We start from the raw sequence: 20,686 nt of genomic DNA, 5'->3' as shown, positions 1-20,686 counted from the left end.
TACGGTTTAACGCGGTTTACAGACCTTTACGAAAGAAAAGCCTCGATCAAGCCCGAAATTACGACTCCGGTTTCATCAACGGGAACAAAATAGTTTCACGAATACCTGGCTGACGCACCACGGTTCCAGGGCGTTCAGGGTCCTGTTCACCCGCCAAAAGCATAATCAGACGGTCAACACCCAGCCCGAGACCGCCCATCGGCGGTGCACCGTGCTCCAGGGCGCGTAAGAAGTCCTCATCAAGTTCCATCGCCTCGTCATCGCCCGCAGCGGCCTTATGGGACTGCTCAGTCAAACGCTCGCGCTGAATCACAGGGTCGATCAGCTCAGAGAACGCGGTGCCGCGCTCCATACCGCCAATAATCAGATCCCACGCCTCAATCGTGCGGGAACCATCGCGGTTTGGCCGGGCCAAAGGCTGGGCGCTCGGCGGGTAGTTATACACAAAGGTCGGGTTCAGTAGGGTCGGCTCCACGATTTCGCCGAAAAGCTCAATCACAAGTTTCTCAGCGTCCCAGGCGGGATCCACCTCAACCTCATGCTTGGCAGCGATCTCGCGCAGCGTCTCAGCGGGGGTATCCGGGGTTATTTCAACGCCCACGGCCTCAGACAGTCCGGGGTAGACACTCAGCCACGCCCACTCACCGCCCAGGTCGATCGTGCCGTCCTCAGTCTCAATCGCGGTAACCCCGAGCTCCTGTGCGCACGCAACGATAATCTCCTGCATACGCTCGGCCATCACGTACTGATCGGCGTAGGCTTCGTAGCATTCCAGGGTTGTAAATTCGGGGCTGTGCGTCGAATCCACGCCCTCGTTGCGGAATACGCGACCAATTTCGTAGACGCGCTCAATGCCGCCCACCACGGCACGCTTGAGCGGAAGTTCGGTGGCGATGCGCATCGTCATAGGCTGGTCGAAGGCATTCAGATGAGTGCGGAACGGACGAGCCGTCGCGCCGCCGTGCACCAGCTGCAGCACCGGGGTTTCCAGCTCAATATAGCCGTGATCTTCCAGCACGCGGCGCACAGTGCGGGTAATCAGAGCGCGCTTTTTCACCAGGTCACGAGCCTCAGGGCGAACCATCAAGTCCAGGTAGCGGCGGCGCACCCGAGTTTCCTCGTTCAAATCCTTGTGCAGCACGGGCATGGGGCGAATCGACTTCGCGGCCATCCTCCACTCACGCACCATAATCGACAGTTCGCCGCGGCGAGAGACCACCACGCGGCCGGTCACATACACGTGATCGCCCAAATCCACCAGGGATTTCCAGTCGGCAAGCGACTGTTCACCAACCTCATTGAGCGAGAGCATCGCCTGAATGCGGTCGCCATTCGTACCCGCCTGCAGGGATGCAAAGCAGAGTTTACCGGTATTGCGCACGAACACAACACGGCCCGGCACATGCACCACATGGTCGGTTTCGTCCCCGGCGGTGAGCTCGCCGGATTCTAATTTCGGGTCGTACTGAGCGCGAATATCGGCGATATGATCCGGTTCGATGCGCTTACCTTCGGCATCCAGAAGCCCAACGGGATACGCTTCACCCGCGGTCTCCAGGAACTTAGCGCGCTTCTCCAAGCGAATCTTCATCTGCTCGGACATATCTGCAATGGCCGGTGTGGCGCTCTGCTCGTTGCTCAAAAGATACCTATCTCGTGTTTTAGGAGGTCAAATATGACGGTTTGCTACAGCAAATCCATGTTGTCGATCAAGCGTGTGGAACCCACATATGCCGCAACTAGTGCGAGCACCCGCTCGGAATCAGCGGTCGGCGGCTGGAAATTGCTCGGATCCACAAGCTCCAGGTAGTCCAGGCGCACACCCTCGGTTGAGTTAATACGTGCCCGTGCACTCTCTAGATCAATGCTCTCAAACCCGCGGTTCAGCGAGTTTTCGCGCATCAATGCAAGGGTTCGGGAAATCACCAGCGCAGCTTCACGTTCCTGTTCGCTGAGGAATTCGTTCCGTGAGGAGAGAGCCAAGCCGTCGTCGTCACGCACAATAGCGATAGGACGCAGGGTAATGTCGTGGTTGAAGTCGTGAATCATGCGCTGCACGAGCAAAACCTGCTGGGCATCTTTCTGCCCAAAGTAAGCGTTCACCTCGTGCGAGCCCGCGGCGGGGCGCACAATATTGAAGAGCTTATTCACGACGGTGAGCACGCCGTCGAAGTGGCCGGGGCGGGTGATTCCCTCAAATTTATTGCCCAGTTCGCCGCTGGAAATGCGAATAAGCGGCTCGCCTTCGGGATACATTTCATCCACGGAGGGCGCGAAGATAATATCAACGCCCGCATCGGCGGCGACCTGCGCATCCGTTTCCAGGGCGCGCGGGTATTTGTCATAGTCTTCGTTGGGACCGAATTGAAGCGGGTTAACAAAGATCGACGCCACCACAACATCGTTCTGTTCACTCGCGCGGCGCAAAAGCGTGGCGTGCCCTGCATGCAGAGCACCCATCGTAGGCACATACCCGAGCGTAGCGCTGCGGTACTGCACCTCGCCTTCCTGTTCGGCGGCTTCGGCACGGGCGCGCTCATCCAGCCGTTCCTGGGCGGCAGCAAGCGCCTCCGCAATAGCGGAGCGAAGCTCGGTAATAGTCGTGACGATGCGGGGCATCGAGGTCTCAGTCATGACGAGAACTCCTTATCGTCAGGCATCGCACCGGATTGACGCGTGCCCGTGGTGTGGGTTCGCAGGGTAGATTCAATCCGAGCCTTCTGGTCGTCGTTTAATAAGTTTCTATTATGCGCCCTAGATGCGGTTGCGCGCACCATGGCGGCATATGAGTCAGCGATATCCTGTGTATTTTCGTGGTCGGTGTACTCTATCAGCGCATTAAGATGCGCATCCAGGGTACCTGCATCGCCGCGTGCCACGGGACCGGTTAGCGCGCCTTCGCCACTCGCAAGCGCGTTATCGACGGTCGCACGAACCAGCGGACCGAGGTAACGCGCCGGGTCTTCAATACCGATACTAGCAAGCATCTGCTGGGACTGTCCCAAAAGTGTGACGAGATGGTTCGAGGCGTGCGCCAGTGCGGCGTGATAAAGCGCACGATCGGCTTCGGCAACGTGGACGGGCTCACCACCCATTTCAACGACGAGCGCCTGAGCTATAGGGATAAAAGGCGCAGGCCCGGTCACGGCAAAGCTCGTACCGGTGAGTCGTTGTAAATCCAGGGATAAACCGGTGAAAGTCATGGCGGGGTGAATCGCCAAGCCGATAGCGCCCAATGTGGTTGCGGGAGCGAAAATATCAGTGCCGTGCCGCCCGGAGGTGTGCACAAGCAACTGCCCACTGGTTAGAGACCCGGAAGATGCCAAATACTCGATCAGACCAGCCAATTCATCGTCGGGGACAGCCAACAGCAGCAGCTCGCTGCGTTCGGCAATCTGTTCCACCTCAAGGAGCGGTACGCCGGGTAAGAGCACATCCGCCCGTTCTTGAGAAGCTTCAGAAACCGCATGCACGCCCACCAGGGAATGCCCGGCAGCGCGCAGGGCGGCACCGAGCACAGCGCCGACTTTACCGGCGCTGATAACACCGATACCGAGGCGTGCGGGTTTCAGATGATTCGTGGTCACACTCTTAAGTATATTAGGTACCGCAAAATCCGCGTGTTTTTCAGCGTTCACCAGGTGCGTCGACGATCATGGCGGATCGCTACAGGGAATTATGCCGAAGGCGATGTGTAATAGGCCCGAGTGCCGTCAGTGCGGGTGATGATCTCGACGGCAATGCGTTCGGCATCGTGCGCCTCTAGGTTCTGGACGGCTGGTTTGACCGGCCCCGGAACGCTGCCCAAATGTATGCACGCGGTTTTGAGGATGCGATTGAGCGGCCCCTGCGACCACTGCACCGCGAGCACCTGCCGTTCGGGGACTATCGAGAGGAACCGCAGCAGGCAGCCGCCACGCAGCAAGAGAAGATCCCGGGTGGGGGTGTGTCCCGGGGTTTGCAGCTCACGGTTCTGGTGATCATCGACACCCGTTTGTTCGGTATTCACCCGCGCGAAGCCGTCACGCCGGAAGGTGAGCGGGTTAAGCCAACGTGTTCGGCGCGGCGCCGTCACTACGCCTAACTCACTGCTGTCGGCGGGGTTGTACCTTGATGATTCCATGACCGCCTGCACGGTTTCGAGGCTATGCGGTGACGCACTCGGCAGCAGCAGGTGAAGAAGCCGCTGCATTTCGCGGGCGGTGCCCACGGGCAGGGCGGTGTTGCGGGTAAATAAGTCGTCGGATGAACCCTCCGTATTTACTGCCACGCCCGCAATATTGACCACCACTCGGTACCACCCGAAGGGCTTCCACAGCAGGGGCTGTTCAATCTTGAGGGCTTGAATACGCTGCGGGAACAGGGTTTGCGTATGCGTTCCCGTGAAACCATAGGTGATGCGCAGGCTGTCGCCGCGCGCATCCGAAGTATTCTGGCGGATGCGCTCTACCGTGAAATTTGCGCCCTGATCGAAGCGGCTCCACAGCTGCCAGAGAAAACCGAGAATTGGAATCAGGGACGGAAAAATAAACTGCGATATCTGCCCCAAGTCCTTTTGGGGGTTCATCAGCCACCCCACGATCGTACCGCCCACCCAGATAATCGCTACCGGGAGTGCCCACAGCAACGCGCTGAGCACAATCGCGGCAAGAACCCGCAAATTGGGGACTTTGAAGAGCAACCGTTCCGGCTTGTGGCCTTCCTCTGCCTGCTGCTCCCCTGCGAGGTTTACCTCGTGATCCTTCTCAGCCGGAACACTCACAGCATCGGCGGACTCTGGCGTATTGGCGGCACGCAGGGTACTCACCCGCTGCAGCAGGCGTTCCTGCAAATCCTGCGCCTTCGCATGCGAGAGGTATTTGATATGCAGGGCTTCTTCGGCACCGTCCGCAGCCTCAAGCCGAAGCTCGGACAGCCCCAAAATACGGGCGACAAGTGAGCGTGAAATATCGACGCTTTGCACGCTTTCCAGGCGAATCTGCCGCTGTTTCTTGAAAAATATTCCGCTGTGGCGGTATACCGAATGCGCGCTCACGCTGTAGCGGGTAAACGCCCACGAAAGAATACTTCCGCCAAAAATAAGGACCGCCGCAGCACCGTAGCCATACAGCATTACCGGGTTATGTCCAACGTGGTTCAGAAGATATTCGGGTAGCTGCCGCAGAATATTCCAGTAATCATTCTCGGCATTATTATTGAAGGAATTCTTAATATAATCCCACGCGAGATAAATAATAAACGCGAAGAAAACCCATATGTTCATGATGAACGTGCGCACATCGGTACGCCACCACGTGAGGGTCTCCGCAGCTTCACTCGGGACTATCTGATGTTCAGAAGTGTTAGAAGACTCGACAGAACGCACGTCCTGGTTATTCGAGTTCTGGGATTCCCGTGTCATTACAGCGCCGCCATGCGTTCATCGGCGCGGCGTATCAAAAGCTCGCGCAGCTGCTGCCCACGTTCAGCGGGAATACCGTACAGCGTCACCTTAGAAGCGGTCACCCCGGCGGTGCGGATCGTCAGACGCACCAGGTGATGAGCACGCTCCAAGGGACCGGAATCTACATCTACATACTGGATGCGCCCATACGGAATGGACGTCACATGCCGAAACAGCAGCCCCTGGCGCGCCATCAGATGGTTGGGGCGCAGACTATAGCCCAGCGCTCGGGTGCGGCGCGGCAACAGCGCCGCCCACCAGATTCCCCACACCAACAGGACAGCGGCGATCGCCCCGGTAAGAGCGGGCAGCCACGTGGTTTTGGGCAGAGCGCCGGAGGAACGCATCATCTCAAACATCACGGTCAGCGCCGCAAAAACGCCTACCAGCGTGATAAAAAACCCTACGACGCGTATTAGCTGAATCTTGGTATATGAAGGATACGCGCGCACCCACTCGCTCTCGGTCGCGGTCACCGAGCTCTCACCCTCGTGCGAGAAAGAAGCATCCTCAGCATGTGAAAGTTGTGACATACATACCCTCTATCGTCGATCGCTCGTGCGGGAGTATCCGTCAGCGGCAAGCTTACCCGAGTTCGAGCCGCCCGAAGACGAATTACCGTCCGGATCGTCCGGCGGAATACGGCACAGATACTGCGCCCACAGCCCGCCCGCCAGCAGCAGCACAGCACCAACCAGGTTCACCACAGTAGACCAGAAAAACCCGGGAATACCGCGAGCGCTCGCCAACGCCACATCGTAGACGATAAGCCCGAGCATCCAGCCCGCCAGCAGGGCCCCGGTCAAAATTGCGCCCTGCGCACACGCCAAAGTACGCGCAGCCATGAGAGAGTTCATGGACTTCGCTTTACGCCGGGTCTCAACATTGCGAAAACGCGCCACCTGAAACGCAAACCAGAGCGTAATACCCGCTATTACCACGCAGATCAGTGCCACCACAGGCGACATTGCGAGTTCACCGCCGCCTGCGTTCACCACCAGGTTATTCAGGATCGTTGCAGCAACAAGCCCCAGCGCCACGGCACACGCAATAACGGATATTCGGATGGGCTTCATACGCCCTCGCTTTCAGCACCACTATCAAATAGGTTCTTGGGCAAATTCATGTCTCGCATAAATCGTACCGCGTTAACCCCCGCGCGTTCATCGGCTGTGCGTACCCTGCGAGCTAAATCGGCGACGAGATGCCGCGTCTGTTCGCCCGTAGCGGCATCACGAGACGGTATGACCGCCTGCGGATTTGCCTGTTCCCACGGAACCAGAACGAAAGCGCGTTCATGCGCACGCGGATGCGGCAGCGTCAGAACCGGGTCGTCGCTGACAAGGTCGTCATAGGTAATAACGTCAATGTCGAGAGTGCGTGGGCCCCATCGCACAAGCCGCACCCGGTGGTGATGCGCCTCCACCTGCTGGCACAGCGCTAACAGTGCATAGGGGTCAAGGCTCGTGCGCACTTCAAGGACGGCGTTGATATAGTCCGGCTGGTCGGCGGGGCCGCCTACCGGTTCCGTCACATACAGCCCGGAGGCGCCTACTAGCCGCACTGCACCCCCGCTAAGATGCACGAGGTCGGTGGCGGCCTGCTCTAGGGTGGTTTCGCTCTCGCCCAGGTTTGACCCCAGGGCCAGCACCGCCGTATGCGCTAACGCGTCCATGCCGGGCGCAGGGTGCGATTGGTTCGCGTTCGGTACATTACCCACGCGCGCACGCGCCCTTTCCGCCCTGAATCTGCGTGCCTTCACGCTCCCGGAATACGGTCACTGCCACGTTCCCGAAGGTCACCTCAATCGGAGCCTTCGGTTTATTGACGGTCACCTCAAGCGCATGCACATACGCGCATTCGTCCAGAATGTTCTGGGCGATACGCACGGCAAGAGTCTCAATCAGATCGAGGGACTCCCCCACAATATGCGTGCGGATAATCTCGGCAACTTCCGCATAGTTCGTGGTTTGGGCGAGGTCATCGGTCGCGGCAGCCTGCGTGAAGTCGGTGTATAAAACCGTATCTACCACGAAAGGCTGACCTTCACGTTTCTCAAAATCAAGCGCTCCGTGAAAACCCACGGCGGCAACACCGGTCAGGGTAATGCGGTCGCAGGAGGCATAGGCGTGCGCTGGGTTCGGCATGGTGTTCCTTAGCTGATGTGAATACTGGTACATAATTTTAGGTCTGTTTGGTGCGGGTAATAGTGCGTAAAGTACTCGCCACGGTCACGGCATCCACCGTGGGGGGCACATTGTGCACGCGAACCCCCCACACTCCCTGGGCCGCCACGAGCGCAGAGAGAGCGGCGGATGCGGCATCACGGTCTTCGGGGGCGCGTGCTGGCGGCATTTGGTCGGGAACGGTGTTCGCGCTCGCGGCGGGATTCTGGGTTTTGGCGCGCGCCACATCCGCAGCGTTCAGCGCATTCGCCAGAAAACGCTTACGCGAACCGGCGATTAGTACCCGATGTCCCAGCGTGTGTAGCTGCCCAAGGGCGGCGAGCAGTTCCCAATCCTGCATGCCGCCCTTCGCAAATCCCAGCCCGGGGTCAAGGATAATGTTCTCAGCATGAACCCCGGCGGCAACCAGGCGATCACGCAGTGCGGCGAGCTCGTCCAGCACCTCGGTGACGGTGCCGTGCGGGTAGGCGGCGAGCGCATCCATTGTGGTTGAGGTGCCGCGCGCGTGCATCAGAATATAGGGTACGCCTAGCTCGGCGACGGTCTGTATCATCTCATCGCTCACGCTCATGCCCGAAACGTCGTTGATGATGTGCGCCCCGGCGGCTACGGCGGCACGGGCGGTCGCTGCGTTCATGGTGTCTACGCTGATGGTGATACCGGTTTCGGCAAGCCCCTCGATCACGGGCAGGATGCGCCGAAGTTCCTCATCAACACTGATGCGCACCGCACCGGGCCGGGTGGATTCGCCGCCTACATCAATAATGTCTGCACCCTGTGCGATCATGTGCCGCGCGTGGGTGAGAGCGTCGTTCGCGGTGTAGTGTTCGCCGCCGTCGCTGAAGGAGTCAGGGGTGACGTTCAGGATTCCCATCACCAGGGTTCGCTCTGCGGCTGCGGCGTCGCAGGGCAGGTGTGCGGGGGGCTGCGGGGTCATCATTGCGTGCATGATTTAATCCTAACGGATGCACGCCTTGCCACCTTCGTGCCACGAGCAGGTGGTATTTGGCCCGAGCAGTGTCGGAAAATCCTAACCTGTCGGCGAACAACAACCTTCTCGCAACCGGATTTAATATTGCATGATTTATGCGCATTTTTTCATGCAGGGCGTAGCGGGGGTATGCTGGATTTATGACTATAGAGTTCTGTGCGGCTACGGTGCCGGGCGGAATGTAACGCATCGTAGAGACTGACGGTTTTGGAGGTTCAGATGAATCTGAAAGTTGGCGCCTGGATTCTTGGCTTTATCGCTCTTGCGGCGTTTATCACGGTTGTTCTGGCGAATGGACTTACCGCCGTGCGCTGGGTCGCGTTCGGTGTCGCAACCTGCGCAGGGTTCCTCTCCCTGGGTATGGTCGTGACCCTAGCCCTCGGCTGGGATGACCCCACGGGAAAGAAAACCGAATCTCACTAGTTTTATCTCGTGCAGAGGCGTTCCGCTAGGATTAAGCCATGCCGGATGCCCTCACGATTCGACCCGCCACCCCCAACGATGCGCAGTCAATAGCGCGCATCCGTGTTCAGGGGTGGCGGTTTGCATATCAGGGCTTAATATCTCAGGACTACCTCGATTCGCTCAGTGTCGCCGAAGACACCGAGCGGATGCGCGGGTATCTCAGCCAGCTTCCCCAGAACTCGCCGCCCAGCAGGTCAGCGTCCGTGCAGGGTTCGAGCGACGGTGAAAAACGGTCGTTTATGCTCGCTGCACGCGACGATGCGGTGCTGGGGTTCTGCTGTTTCAGCGCGGCACCCGATAAGACTGACCGCGCCGAAAGGGCTACTCCGGGCGGGGCGATGAACGGAAGACTCCACTCACTCTACATAGACCCGGATATCCTCGGGGAGAGTATTGGGCACACCCTCATGAACCATGCGCTCAGCACCTTTGCCGCATGGGGATGTGAGCGCGCGACTCTCTGGGTTTTGGAGGGAAATTCCCGCGCCATCAGCTTCTACGAACGGCAGGGCTGGCGGTGTACGGGCGCTACAAAGGTAGACCAGTCCTTTGGACCGCGTCTGGTTGAGCACGAAATGGCGGTTCAGCTTTAACGCAAAACCGCCCGGACGATCGTGCGACTTGTTGAGGTAGGCTCACGATTCATCGAGGCGGTCGCTAAGTTAGTCGACGCTATTAGCCACTGGCTAGTATAACGTCCTCACAGAGTGGGCACTCATAGTTTTAGCAGACTGGGTGCTCACCCGATTGCTACTACCTTACCCTATATCGCGCGCATGCTCCACCCTCTAAAGCCGTCTATGCAGCTGTGTGCATACGAATAATACTGTTTGTACCCCAATGTACTCCCTAGTATTTCGGTACTATATTTGGTACTATACTTGTTATGCCTAGTGTTGCTACGATCCTACAGAAAATGCGTAATAATCCGAAGAATATCGCTTTTCGTGATCTCATCAAAGTGAGTAAAGCATATTTTGGAGAACCACGTATTCACGGGTCTCATCACTTTTTCAAGACACCTTGGATTGGCGATCCGCTGGTTAACTTACAAGAAGGCCGAAATGGATCTGCTAAGCCATATCAAGTGCGTCAGGTACTAGCGGCCATTGAAAAATTGGAGGCAGAATAAAATGTCTATTCCTCGGGAAGAACTATACACATACCGCGTCGAATGGTCTGAAGAAGACCAAGAATTTGTGGGAACCGTTGCAGAGTTTCCTAGTCTCTCTTGCCTAGCTGATAGCTCTTTGGAGGCTTTATCCGGAATTCAGCAGGTAGTGCTCCAGGCTATCGACATCTTGGAGGAAGAAGGAAAACCAGTGCCAGAACCCTATCGCTTACGACAGTTCTCGGGACGCTTTAACCTGCGGGTATCCCCACAGCTACATCGTAAACTCAGCCAGCAGGCAGCATTTGCACATCAGAGCCTTAACCAATATGTCTCACATGCATTAGAAGCAGCCGCATAAACGCATAAAACAGCATCTGTAGCAGGAATGTCCATCTTGCGAGGCAGAGCATAGCTTTACCCAGGCAGGATGCCTCGTTTCAGGCGGGTATACTCGTCAGCGCTCATGCGCTCGCCTTTCTGAAGGACCCCGTTAGCTTTGGGAGTGAGGCTCCTGAGATTCTGCGGGGTCATGATCGCCGAACGGCTAGAATGCTCGTACGCATAGGTTGTGAAGATCCAGTCTGCGAGCTCGCGCGCATCCTGGGAGTTAAACCCCAGCCCATAACGCGGTTCAGGGTTCGTGAGCACGGATTGAATTTGCCGATACCAAGCGTCGCGGCTGCGCATCACAAGCCAGAATCCGGGTTCGCTTTCCTGTTCATCGCGCAGATAACGCGCCAGACGGTATAACACCAATCGAGCGCTAAAATCCGAATAGACATTGTGTAAATCTTCAACCCCGCTCACCCACGATGAACGAAACGGATACAACTCCACGTTGCAGGTACGCAGATTCTTAACAGTCTGATGCACATAATCGCCCAAAGTTCCCGCACGGTAGTGTCCAAGGAGCAGCTTGCGAAAAGCCTCATAATACTGGCCCTCAACGTCATTGACCAGAAGCGCTGAATCATAATTACGCAGATAATAACGCTCTGTGCGGGTAAAAGATTCTTGATCGGTTATATCAGGTCCAATAATGTTTTTGAGTTCGCGGTACAGAATATTTTCAGGGCACATCACGTGATTTAGTACGTCATCTGGCGTCAGGTCGTAACTCTGCGTCTTGGTGCCATAAAAAGCAGAAAAGTTGAGGGTGCGATCCGGGTGTCTGTTGTTCCGTTCGTGAAAATCGCGAACATTCTGTGCTAGGTCTAAAGAGCTGTCGATGCTTGGGTTGAACAGGCAGTGCATCAGCCGGGCGTTCACCCAACAACCATGCACATGCTGCGGAATAGCGTAGGCTAGCGACTGCACAAGTCGCATCAGCCGTTCAGGCCTCACCCACGCAAAACCTTCCTCGGCTGCGCACGGCTTCTCCCCCGCACCCATCGCGGCACAAAACTCTTCGATCTTCCGGTACCCGCTCCTCCCGGATAACCACGGCGAACCTAGTGCGGCCTCTAGATGGTTTTGATCGGAAATTCTGCCCGCATCATCAATCTCATCTGCCCACAAAAGGAATTTCGGCAGGATTCTAGGGGTTCTCATATACATCCTTGTAAAAACAAATATTTCTAGGTTAGTAGCGCCGGAGTTTAATGCGAGCAGGTGGTTTTTGACCGAAAAGGTAGGATTTTCCTACCTGCTCGGGTCAAAAACCACCTGCTCGCGGAATAAGAAACTAGTGCTTCGAGAAAATTAGGCTCATCGCCTCGGCACGAGTTGCCGCATTCTTGAGCTGCCCGCGCACCGCACTCGTGACGGTTTTCGCGCCAGGTTTGCGCACGCCGCGCATCGACATGCACATATGCTCGGCCTCAATCACAACGATCGCACCGCGCGGGTTTAGGTGCTCCTCCAACGCCTCCACCACCTGCGTGGTCAGCCGCTCCTGCACCTGGGGACGGCGCGCATACACCTCAAGCACCCGAGCCAGCTTGCTCAGCCCCGTCACCTTACCGTCAGCCCCGGGAATGTATCCAACATGCGCCACCCCGTGAAAAGGCACCAGGTGATGCTCGCACGTGGAATAGAACGGGATATCCTTCACCAGCACCATCTCGGAATGGGCAATATCGAAGGTCGTGCCCAGCACATCGGCGGGGTCGGCGTGCAGGCCCGAGAAAAACTCCTCGTAGGCGCGAGCCACTCTCGCCGGGGTGTTCTGTAAACCGTCGCGGTCAGGATCTTCACCGATTGCCAACAGGATTTCCCGAACTGCCGCCTCAATGCGCGGCTTATCTACCCCCGAGCCGTTATCCTCGCTCATCCGACCCTCCATAGGGGTTCTGGTTCGGGTTGTTATACGGGTACGGGTTCTGCTGCTGCTCATTCTGCTGACCCGGATACTGGCCGGGGAACTGCCGCTGTTCGGGATACTGCTGCGGAGGCATCGCCACGGTCGGATCGGTATCCTCAATATCCTGCGTGTCTGGATGCGGCATCTGCTGAGGCTGACCACCCTGACCGGGCAGGTTCTGGCCCGGTGCCGTGTGCTCGGGCGCAGTCGGCATAGATGCAGTCGTAGGAGCCTTCATCGCCACGGTCGGATCGGAATCGCTCTCCAGACCGTTCTTCTCTGCGGCAAGTTCGCTCGGGGCCTTCACCGGCGGAATATCGGTGCGCTCACGGCCTTCCTTGGAGTACCAGTGCTCACGTTCGGGGCGCTTACGCACATCCTTGAAGATCTCCGCGATCTCGTTCTCCAGCAGAGTCTCTTTCTCCAGCAGGGCGAACGCCAAGCGGTCAAGCACATCGCGGTTCTCCACAAGAATCTGGAAAGCCTCATCATGAGCCTCTTCCAGAAGTTTACGCACCTCAATATCGATCTTGTAGGCGGTCTTGTCAGAGTAGTTACGTGCCGCCGAAGGATCGCCGCCCATGAACGGTTCGGTGTCATCGCTGCCAAGTTTTACCGAACCCAGCAGGGCGCTCATACCGTAGTCGGCTACCATTTTGCGCGCAGTATCGCTCGCCTTCTGAATATCGTTCGCGGCACCCGTGGAAGGATCGTGGAATACGATTTCCTCAGCTGCGCGGCCACCCATCGCATAGGCCATCTGGTCCAGCAGCTCGTGGCGCGTGGTCGAGTACTTATCGTCCTGCGGCATTACCATCGTGTAACCCAGTGCACGGCCACGCGGCAGAATCGTAATCTTGGTAACCGGCGCGGAGTTGCGCAGGGCGGCAGCCACGAGAGCGTGACCACCCTCATGGTACGCGGTTACCTTACGCTCGTGCTCACTCATGATGCGCGAAGTACGCTGCGGACCCGCCATCACGCGGTCGATAGCCTCATCGATAGCACGGTCATCAATCACGTTGCCGTTATCGCGGGCGGTCAGCAGGGCTGCCTCGTTCATCACATTCGCCAGGTCTGCACCCGTGAAACCGGGTGTACGCTTAGCGACCTGCCCCAAATCGACGCGACGGTCGATCGGCTTACCGGCGGCGTGCACCTCAAGGATGCGCTGGCGACCCTTCATATCGGGCGCGTCCACACCGATCTGGCGATCGAAACGGCCCGGGCGCAGCAGGGCGGGGTCGAGCACATCCGGGCGGTTGGTCGCGGCAATCACGATCACGTTGGAGTTGCCGTCGAAGCCGTCCATTTCAACAAGCAGCTGGTTAAGGGTCTGCTCACGCTCGTCGTTACCGCCGCCCATGCCGACGCCGCGACGGCGACCGACCGCATCAATCTCGTCCACGAAGACGATCGCGGCGGGGTTAGACTTTGCTTCCTTGAACAGATCACGCACGCGGGATGCGCCCACACCCACGAACATCTCAACAAAGTCGGAACCGGAAATCGAGTAGAAAGGCGCGCCAGCCTCGCCCGCAACAGCTTTCGCGAGCAAGGTCTTACCGGTACCGGGAGGGCCATACAGCAGCACGCCCTTAGGAATCTTAGCGCCTAGTCGAGTGAACTTTTCGGGCTCCGCCAGGAACTCGCGCACCTCTTCAAGCTCAGCCAGGGCCTCATCAACACCGGCGACATCGGAGAAACGCACGGTCGGGTTGTCTTTGTTGAACTTCTTCGCGCGCGACTTCGCGAAGCTCATGACCGAGGAGTTACCGCCCATGCGACCCATGAGCAGCCAGAAAATTGCACCAAAAAGAAGCACCGGCAGCAACAGAGAGATCAGGGATCCCAAGAAGCTGTTTTCCACCGGCTGATCGGTGTAGCTCTCCAGCTGGGCGCCGTTCATAGCCCGCACGACTTCTTCGGCACGCGGCTGCACATAGTAGAACTTCACCGAGGAACCGTAGTTGTTGCTGCCCTGCTTATAGTCTTCCTTCAGCTGCAGCTCAACACGCTGGTCACCATCATAGATTTTTGCGCTCTTCACCTGATGGTCGTTGAGCAGCTGCAAACCAACGTTGGTATCTACCTGGCGTGCGCCCTGCGCAAAAAGCGAGCTCAGCGAGAACGCCACGACAACAATTGCAATAACGATAGCCCACAGCCAGCGACCATTGATCAGCCTGCCTAAAAAGTTATCGGGGCCGTTCGGCGAGTTATTGGATTTTTGCGCCAATGCTTAATTCCTTACGTTTACGACGGCTACACGCCGGGTACGCGCCGCAGCGTGCCGGAGCACTCCGTGACGATAGAAAGATGCAACTTTAAATGTACCCTAACCCCACCGGATTACGCCTGCATCGGCGGCATTTCACCTCAAGGCTAAAAGGAATCAGTGCGGGCGTGCAGAGGTATGTCTAAGCGGTCGATCCCCAACTCTGTTCCCTACATACCTCCAAAAAGGTTTGCAGGCTTGTCATACCTTCCCGGTGCAAATCGGCAACGTTATCTGCATAAAAATCTGCGCCACCATTCAAACCAATAAATTCACCACGCAGCACGTCTGTTTCCGGTTCGTATTGAATGACAGCCTTATGACCATCAAATCATCACATTATTCATAGATTTCACTCTACAGCTCGTCAAGGGAAACCTTTACCCCTGGCTGCGGATTAGCTAGGCGATAGCGCACGGTTTCGAGAAACTCTGCGTGCAGGCATAAGCGTGCCCGCGCATCCAGAATTTTCATCAGGATGCGCGGGCACCAAAAAGTCTTGTGCGCACGCTGCGCACAACCGGGGTTTAGGAATATACGTGTGGGTGCAGCGTCGCCACGCAGTCGAGGTTGCGGTACTTCTCAGCGAAATCGAGCCCGTAACCAACCACGAACTCAGGTTCGATATCCCAGCCCACGTATTTGACCTGAACGTCGGTCTTGACGACCTTCGGCTTACGCAGCAGAGTGCAGATTTCCACAGATTCCGCGCCGCGCGATTTGAGATTCTGCTGCAGCCACGCAAGAGTCAGCCCGGAATCAATAATGTCTTCAACAATCAGCACATTACGACCGGTCAAGTCGGTATCAAGGTCTTTGAGAATACGAACCACACCCGAGGATTTCGTGCCGGATCCATATGAAGAAACCGCCATCCAGTCCATCGTGTAATGCCCCTTGAGCGCGCGGGACAGGTCTGCCATCACCATAATGGCACCCTTGAGAACCCCCACAAGGAGCACGTCTTTGCCTTCGTAATCTTCGTCGATGCGCGCCGCCAGCTCGGCAACTTTCGCATTAATCTCTTCCTTGGTGAAGAGTACGTTCTTCAGATCGTCCTGCACGTCTTGAGCCTGCACGGATTCTTCTTTCTTGCCGGGGCGTCTTCACGCCGAACCCGCCCGAATATTTTGTCGGGTCGGGTATATTTTCTTGGTCCGCTTTAAGTATGACTTAAATTCTGATGCGCGGCTTACGTTTCACGGGTGTCTGCTGGGGGTGCTGTGGAAGAATGCTCCCAAAAAACACGAATAAACCGCTACCGCGCCGCCTTCGCCGTCTGCTCAGCTAAGTAGGTTGCGGTTTTCAGATCAAGATTCAGCTCTGTGCGGCGCAGCTCGCGAATCAGCTGAACCTCATCTTTCGCGGGGTCAAGACCCGCTTTGTCCGCTACGGAACGAGCCCAATCGATGGCGGCTTCCATCGGTTCGTCTGCCTTCGCGAAGAGAATGGCAAGTTCCGCTCTCGGGTTCTTATCACTGCCAAAAAGTCCCATACCTTTTCCTTCCGCGTGCCGCTAAATCCCTGTGATATATCGAGATTTAAGGGTTTTCAGCACCTTGCTATCTTAACACGGCACCGTATCCACTTTGAGAGCTGCAACACAATAACTGGCTTATGAAGTCGAAGGTTTTCTCTTACCGCTGGGAAACAAGTACCAGCGCATCCACGCGGGTGTCGGTGCGGGGGTCGTGTACCTTGCGGCGGCGGTAGGCACTCACATGCCCAGGCAGCTGCACCGGCCCGGCGGTGGCGTGCTCGGCGACGAACTCGTCAAGCGCCTGCAGCCGCTCAAACCCGGGGTTCTCCCCCCGCGCGGCGCGGGTCGCCAGGGCGAGCACGCGCATCCGAAGGGCAGGATGCAGCGCCGCCGTTTCCGCACGGTTCAGGGCAATAATGACGGGGGCGGGTTCTTCAGGGGCAACATCCGTGGAGTGGTCGCCGGGCACTGCATTAGCCCCGGGAATGTCCGGCAGATGAACCCCGACGGGCAGCTTCAGGCGGGTGTACTCGGCGGCGGCGAGCGCATCCAAATATTCGGCATCAGGCCCGGCGACTGCGGCGGTTCGCGCCAGGGAGAGTGCCACATCCCCGCCAAGATGCTCTTGCAGGAACGGCAGGACGGTGTGCCGAATGCGCGCGCGCATGAGAGTCTGGTCGGTGTTGGTGGGGTCGTTCCAGGGGATTACCCCTTCGGCTTCGCAAATATTCAGCATGTCGGCGCGGCGCAGTGTGAGGAAGGGTCGCAGGTAGGTGACTCCGTTCTCGATGCGCACGGGCGGCATTCCGGCGAGGGAGCGTGTGCCCGAACCGCGCCCAAGCCCCAGGAGCACGGTTTCCGCCTGGTCGTCAAGGGTGTGACCCAGCAGAACAGCCCGTGCGCCGGTATTATGTACCGCACGTTCAAAGGCGCTGTAACGGGCGGTTCGCGCCGCCATTTCGGGGCCCATGCTGCCCTGCGGAACCTGCACGCGCTCCGTGCGCACAGGGTGCAGCCCCAGGTTCGTGAGGGTTTCTGCGGTGGACGCGGCAACCTCAGCGGAGTCGGTTTGCAGTCCGTGATCGACCACGACGGCGCCCACACGCACATCGGAACGGCGCGCAAAATGCGCAGCAATGCAGGCGAGCGCGAGCGAATCTGGCCCGCCACTGCACGCAACCAGCACGAGGGACTTCTCGGTTTCTGCGCCCTGCCGCGATGCGGTCGAATCTCGCCGCGCACGCCCGGTCCCCTTGATGGCGCCTTCACCCAGCAGGTTCGTCAGCGCGCGAGCCAGTTCCCGGCGAGCCTTCCCCACCGCCGGATGCAGCCGCCCCTGCCGTCCATGTTGCATGTGTTGTCCTTCTCTAGTTGTATATGCCGCTGCGACAAAATCTATTCGCAAATTCCTTCGGGCTCTGCGGCAGATGCAGCAGCGAATTACGCATTATCAAGCACGCTGGCCTATTGAGATGTCGCGCGGTTTTGTCATATAGCCCGTTCTGGGATTACGCGGTATTCTCTTCGTCCCTATTACCAGCCACGGCCACCTTGACCTCCTCGTCCAGCACACGCTTAATCCAGGCGTCCGGGTTGTGAATCTCCCGCTCGGTCGGCAGGTTCTCGGGCCGCTCCCACACGACGTTGAAGCGTTCCATGCCAACCGCATCCACAATATGCTGCACGAACTTCTGCCCGTCGCGGTACTGCGCCATCTTTTTGTTCATACCTAGCAGCCGATAAATGAGCTTTGTGAGGAACTTTTGGGTTGAGCTGCGGCGGTTGAACCTGCGGCGAATTGTCTTGACGGTCGGCACAATCTGGGCATCCACGGCATCCATCACCACGTTTGCGTGCCCCTCAAGCAGACTCATCATGGCTGTCAGCTCGCTCGCGATTTTGCGTGCCTTCGCGGTAGCTTCTTTCACAGGATGCGCGCGCCCCTGCCCGGGTTCTTCGGCGCGGGCCTGGGCTGCGGCACGGAACGCATCTTTGAGGTCGAAGGTGCTGGCGGCGCTATCGCCCAGCTCCGTAATCTTGGCGAGAAAATAGTCGCGCAGCCACGGCGCGGCGGCAAACTGCACCCGATGCGTCTGCTCGTGCAGGCACACCCACAAGCGAAAATCTTCGGGTTCAACGTTGAGTTCACGCTCAACGGCGACCACATTCGGTGCGATCAGCATCAGACGACCGCCCGACTGCCCATACCCGGCCAGGGCCGCATAGGGTTCATATTGCCCAAGCACTTTGGTGGAGAGGAACGAGAGCACGGCACCGACCTCGAAGGCCAACCCTTCTTTGAGTTTGTTTAGGTCAGCATGCGGTTTTTTCTGTTGAATCTTCTCGAATGCGGGCTTAACGAAGGGTACGAGCATGATAGAGAACGCCTGCGCGTTCGCCTTCGCCCAGGTACTTCGATCAACCACCAAAACCTCGGAGTCGCGCAGGTCTTGTGCCGCATCAAGCCCGGTGATGCGGTGCACATGGTCAACGGATTCTTCCGCCGCTTTGCGCAAGGATGCGACCACGCCAGCCATCTCCTGGGGCTTCATGCGCGGCCCGGCGGGCGCCAGGCTGCCCACGATTTTGGCGATGCGCTCAACATTTAGCAGGTTCTGTGTGTTGTTCTCGCTCATATGCACAGTGTATCGGACTGTGCTGAGGTGAAGCCTCATACTCAGGGGGTAAAAGCGGGAGCGGTTTTCAACTTGGCTCGTTTTCTCGCCAGCTTCAGATTGTTATGTGATACCTCGCGTACTCGGTTATCACGCCCCTCAGCGCATGAAGAAACCGTTCCCGGAACTAACGGGAACACGGGCGTTATTCTATAGATGTTTCTCTAATTCCCACCGACGATGACTCAGCTCTCGCTCCACCCCATACCGTTGTGAGTCGGTGAACGGCAATCGATCCCAGGACACACTAGAGGCTGCCTTTATAGCGGTTTTATGCAAGGAGCGTTGCAGGTTCTCAGGAATTCCTGCGTGGTAGGCAAACGCGTCCCAATCGCGTTTCTTCAAATTTTTAACACGTGAATTTATACTCAGCGCCATATCATCTTTGAAGTAAACCCAAGAACTTGGCACATCGTAAACTGGCGCAACTTGCCAACCTTTCTTTGGGGTTTTAAGCAAAGAAATATTTTTAGCGTGTAAATCCCCGTTACCGGTAAGCCAGGCATATAGAAATTGCACATATATATTACGGGCAGCAAGCGCAGGGGATGCTGCGCATTCTGACACTGCTGTCAGAAGAGATTCGCTGGTAACGTCACCGTCTGCACTATATTTGGCGACTGGGGGAATATCTAGAATTTGAGCCGCGTCTTCAAGAGCGTAGCGTTCACCAGAAGGCCCACGGTCAAATCGTGAAACTAAGATTCCTGGAACACCTTCTCGATCAGAGACTAACACGCTTTGCGCCACAGGAATTTTGAGATTATGTGCGGCACGTAAATGTTCAAACTCATTTTCAACCAAATGTGGGATACGGTCAGGACTTATTTTGAGAAGGGCTTCTTCACTATTCCAATTTACCGGTAGGGTTCGCATAAGGGCGCTCACACGGGCACTGAGTTTTGCTTGCACACCGGGCAAACTTTTACGGTCCACTACCCCCATCAAGTCGTGAAATGATACCGATTCAGCATCTGTAACAAGAACAGCTGGTACTTCCAGCGGTACCTCGCCTGCAGGAACAACTTGTATATCTCCCGGCACATCTGCTCCCAAGGCTAGGAGAAGACCCAATTCATTGCTTTTGCTGGTTTTTAGGCTCGCTGCAAGGGCGTTCAGGCGGTATCCCTCCGGCAAGAGGTTAGCAAAGAAGTTAGGAAGAGTGCTCTGAGGTGTCACCCGCTCTATACCTAAAGGCAACGACCAGGCAAGAGGTTCACCTGTATACCCCGGCAAGTAAGCGAAGTGAACAGAATAATCACTGTGCTGTGTGAGCCGCGCGGCTAGATGTCCCGCTTTATAGATGTCTGCCCTGAGGAGTCCTGGATTAGGCATGATCTGCACCTTCTACAACGAGGTATATACCCAGCACTTCAGCGGTTTTGAGCACAGACCCAAAAGATGGTCCCGGCTTACCACGTTCAATATCACGAATCGTTTTATCGCTTACACCCACCATATAGGAAAGTTCCAGCTGGGTGAGCCGTTCTTCCTTACGGATGCGCCGCACTCGCTGCCCGAAGTTCTGAGCAAACTCTTCTGCATGAAAAGCCATCGTGTGTGCGGCATGATGGCCGCATCCCCCTCAAAAATACGAATAATAGTTCGGTTTTTAAGAATTTTACACCGCAGGGAGACTAAAAATACAGTAAATACGAACTATTTTTCGGAAAAATTTTGAGGTTCTCTAGATGAGAAGACACTCATACACAAGCGGGAGCGGTTTCTTCATTTGGGAGCACTTAAGGTGCT

The 20,686-nt window shown here is 57.0% G+C and carries 21 protein-coding genes; 3 read left to right on the top strand and 18 right to left on the bottom strand.

Features of this window, described 5'->3' with window-relative positions; genetic code table 11:
• Positions 1 to 58 precede the first annotated feature (58 nt).
• The 9 genes from lysS to folP all read right to left on the bottom strand — a co-directional run bounded on the left by lysS (position 59) and on the right by folP (position 8,578).
• Entirely contained in the window at positions 59 to 1,591 is a 1,533-nt protein-coding gene (gene lysS / locus HMPREF2958_RS02730; protein WP_238382396.1) for a lysine--tRNA ligase, read from the bottom strand.
• 95 nt (positions 1,592 to 1,686) lie between these two features.
• Complete coding sequence (gene panC, locus HMPREF2958_RS02725) at positions 1,687 to 2,634, bottom strand: pantoate--beta-alanine ligase (protein ID WP_070696358.1); 948 nt, start codon at positions 2,632 to 2,634, stop codon at positions 1,687 to 1,689.
• The gene (locus tag HMPREF2958_RS02720; RefSeq protein ID WP_041321877.1) at positions 2,631 to 3,587 is read right to left on the bottom strand and encodes a Rossmann-like and DUF2520 domain-containing protein; all 957 of its coding nucleotides are present in this window, start codon (positions 3,585 to 3,587) and stop codon (positions 2,631 to 2,633) included. The genes panC and HMPREF2958_RS02720 overlap by 4 nt, the downstream gene beginning before the upstream one ends.
• A gap of 89 nt (positions 3,588 to 3,676) precedes the next feature.
• Positions 3,677 to 5,401 (bottom strand): PH domain-containing protein, encoded by a 1,725-nt coding sequence (locus HMPREF2958_RS02715; RefSeq protein ID WP_083313684.1) that lies wholly within the window; start codon positions 5,399 to 5,401, stop codon positions 3,677 to 3,679.
• Positions 5,401 to 5,976, bottom strand: coding sequence for a PH domain-containing protein (locus HMPREF2958_RS02710; RefSeq protein WP_246827998.1), 576 nt, complete (start codon positions 5,974 to 5,976; stop codon positions 5,401 to 5,403). Before HMPREF2958_RS02710 ends, HMPREF2958_RS02715 begins: the two co-directional genes overlap by 1 nt.
• A gap of 9 nt (positions 5,977 to 5,985) precedes the next feature.
• Positions 5,986 to 6,519 (bottom strand): DUF3180 domain-containing protein, encoded by a 534-nt coding sequence (locus tag HMPREF2958_RS02705; RefSeq protein WP_004005758.1) that lies wholly within the window; start codon positions 6,517 to 6,519, stop codon positions 5,986 to 5,988.
• A complete protein-coding gene (gene folK, locus HMPREF2958_RS02700; protein ID WP_070696827.1) occupies positions 6,516 to 7,118 on the bottom strand; it encodes a 2-amino-4-hydroxy-6-hydroxymethyldihydropteridine diphosphokinase in 603 nt (200 codons plus the stop codon). Before folK ends, HMPREF2958_RS02705 begins: the two co-directional genes overlap by 4 nt.
• 37 nt (positions 7,119 to 7,155) lie before the next feature.
• Positions 7,156 to 7,590, bottom strand: a complete 435-nt coding sequence (gene folB, locus HMPREF2958_RS02695) for a dihydroneopterin aldolase (RefSeq protein ID WP_037231372.1) — start codon at positions 7,588 to 7,590, stop codon at positions 7,156 to 7,158.
• Between the two features lie 37 nt (positions 7,591 to 7,627).
• A complete protein-coding gene (gene folP / locus HMPREF2958_RS02690) occupies positions 7,628 to 8,578 on the bottom strand; it encodes a dihydropteroate synthase (RefSeq protein ID WP_070696355.1) in 951 nt (316 codons plus the stop codon).
• A gap of 261 nt (positions 8,579 to 8,839) precedes the next feature.
• Here folP and HMPREF2958_RS02685 point away from each other — a divergent pair, with 261 nt between their 5' ends.
• From HMPREF2958_RS02685 to HMPREF2958_RS02670, 3 genes are all read left to right on the top strand, one after another.
• Complete coding sequence (locus HMPREF2958_RS02685; RefSeq protein ID WP_070696352.1) at positions 8,840 to 9,043, top strand: hypothetical protein; 204 nt, start codon at positions 8,840 to 8,842, stop codon at positions 9,041 to 9,043.
• Positions 9,044 to 9,081: 38 nt separating this feature from the next.
• Positions 9,082 to 9,678, top strand: coding sequence for a GNAT family N-acetyltransferase (locus HMPREF2958_RS02680; protein WP_070696349.1), 597 nt, complete (start codon positions 9,082 to 9,084; stop codon positions 9,676 to 9,678).
• A gap of 540 nt (positions 9,679 to 10,218) precedes the next feature.
• Positions 10,219 to 10,557: a type II toxin-antitoxin system HicB family antitoxin gene (locus HMPREF2958_RS02670; protein WP_070627000.1), complete on the top strand. Its 339-nt coding sequence runs from the start codon at positions 10,219 to 10,221 to the stop codon at positions 10,555 to 10,557.
• A 56-nt stretch (positions 10,558 to 10,613) separates the two neighbouring features.
• Here HMPREF2958_RS02670 and HMPREF2958_RS02665 read toward each other — a convergent pair whose 3' ends face one another.
• The 9 genes from HMPREF2958_RS02665 to HMPREF2958_RS02625 all read right to left on the bottom strand — a co-directional run bounded on the left by HMPREF2958_RS02665 (position 10,614) and on the right by HMPREF2958_RS02625 (position 20,489).
• The gene (locus HMPREF2958_RS02665) at positions 10,614 to 11,750 is read right to left on the bottom strand and encodes a hypothetical protein (RefSeq protein ID WP_141755783.1); all 1,137 of its coding nucleotides are present in this window, start codon (positions 11,748 to 11,750) and stop codon (positions 10,614 to 10,616) included.
• A gap of 133 nt (positions 11,751 to 11,883) precedes the next feature.
• Positions 11,884 to 12,471 carry a GTP cyclohydrolase I FolE gene (gene folE, locus HMPREF2958_RS02660; RefSeq protein WP_041321610.1) on the bottom strand — a complete coding sequence of 196 codons (588 nt, stop codon included), beginning with the start codon at positions 12,469 to 12,471 and terminating at the stop codon, positions 11,884 to 11,886.
• A complete protein-coding gene (gene ftsH, locus HMPREF2958_RS02655) occupies positions 12,458 to 14,740 on the bottom strand; it encodes an ATP-dependent zinc metalloprotease FtsH (protein WP_070696339.1) in 2,283 nt (760 codons plus the stop codon). The genes folE and ftsH overlap by 14 nt, the downstream gene beginning before the upstream one ends.
• A gap of 566 nt (positions 14,741 to 15,306) precedes the next feature.
• Positions 15,307 to 15,858: a hypoxanthine phosphoribosyltransferase gene (hpt, locus tag HMPREF2958_RS02650; RefSeq protein WP_004005768.1), complete on the bottom strand. Its 552-nt coding sequence runs from the start codon at positions 15,856 to 15,858 to the stop codon at positions 15,307 to 15,309.
• 179 nt (positions 15,859 to 16,037) lie between these two features.
• Entirely contained in the window at positions 16,038 to 16,274 is a 237-nt protein-coding gene (locus tag HMPREF2958_RS02645) for a hypothetical protein (RefSeq protein ID WP_070696336.1), read from the bottom strand.
• A 142-nt stretch (positions 16,275 to 16,416) separates the two neighbouring features.
• The gene (gene tilS / locus HMPREF2958_RS02640; RefSeq protein WP_070696333.1) at positions 16,417 to 17,613 is read right to left on the bottom strand and encodes a tRNA lysidine(34) synthetase TilS; all 1,197 of its coding nucleotides are present in this window, start codon (positions 17,611 to 17,613) and stop codon (positions 16,417 to 16,419) included.
• A 154-nt stretch (positions 17,614 to 17,767) separates the two neighbouring features.
• Entirely contained in the window at positions 17,768 to 18,895 is a 1,128-nt protein-coding gene (locus HMPREF2958_RS02635) for a zinc-dependent metalloprotease (RefSeq protein WP_070696330.1), read from the bottom strand.
• Positions 18,896 to 19,084: 189 nt separating this feature from the next.
• Positions 19,085 to 20,269, bottom strand: a complete 1,185-nt coding sequence (locus tag HMPREF2958_RS02630; protein ID WP_070696327.1) for a type II toxin-antitoxin system HipA family toxin — start codon at positions 20,267 to 20,269, stop codon at positions 19,085 to 19,087.
• Complete coding sequence (locus tag HMPREF2958_RS02625) at positions 20,262 to 20,489, bottom strand: helix-turn-helix transcriptional regulator (RefSeq protein ID WP_004005772.1); 228 nt, start codon at positions 20,487 to 20,489, stop codon at positions 20,262 to 20,264. The genes HMPREF2958_RS02630 and HMPREF2958_RS02625 overlap by 8 nt, the downstream gene beginning before the upstream one ends.
• Positions 20,490 to 20,686 lie beyond the last annotated feature (197 nt).

The sequence above is a fragment of the Rothia sp. HMSC036D11 genome (assembly GCF_001814205.1).
GTDB classification, from domain to species: Bacteria; Actinomycetota; Actinomycetes; order Actinomycetales; family Micrococcaceae; genus Rothia; species Rothia dentocariosa.
The sequence above is the reverse complement of the archived record's forward strand: the minus strand, read 5'-3'. Positions and strand labels throughout refer to the sequence as shown.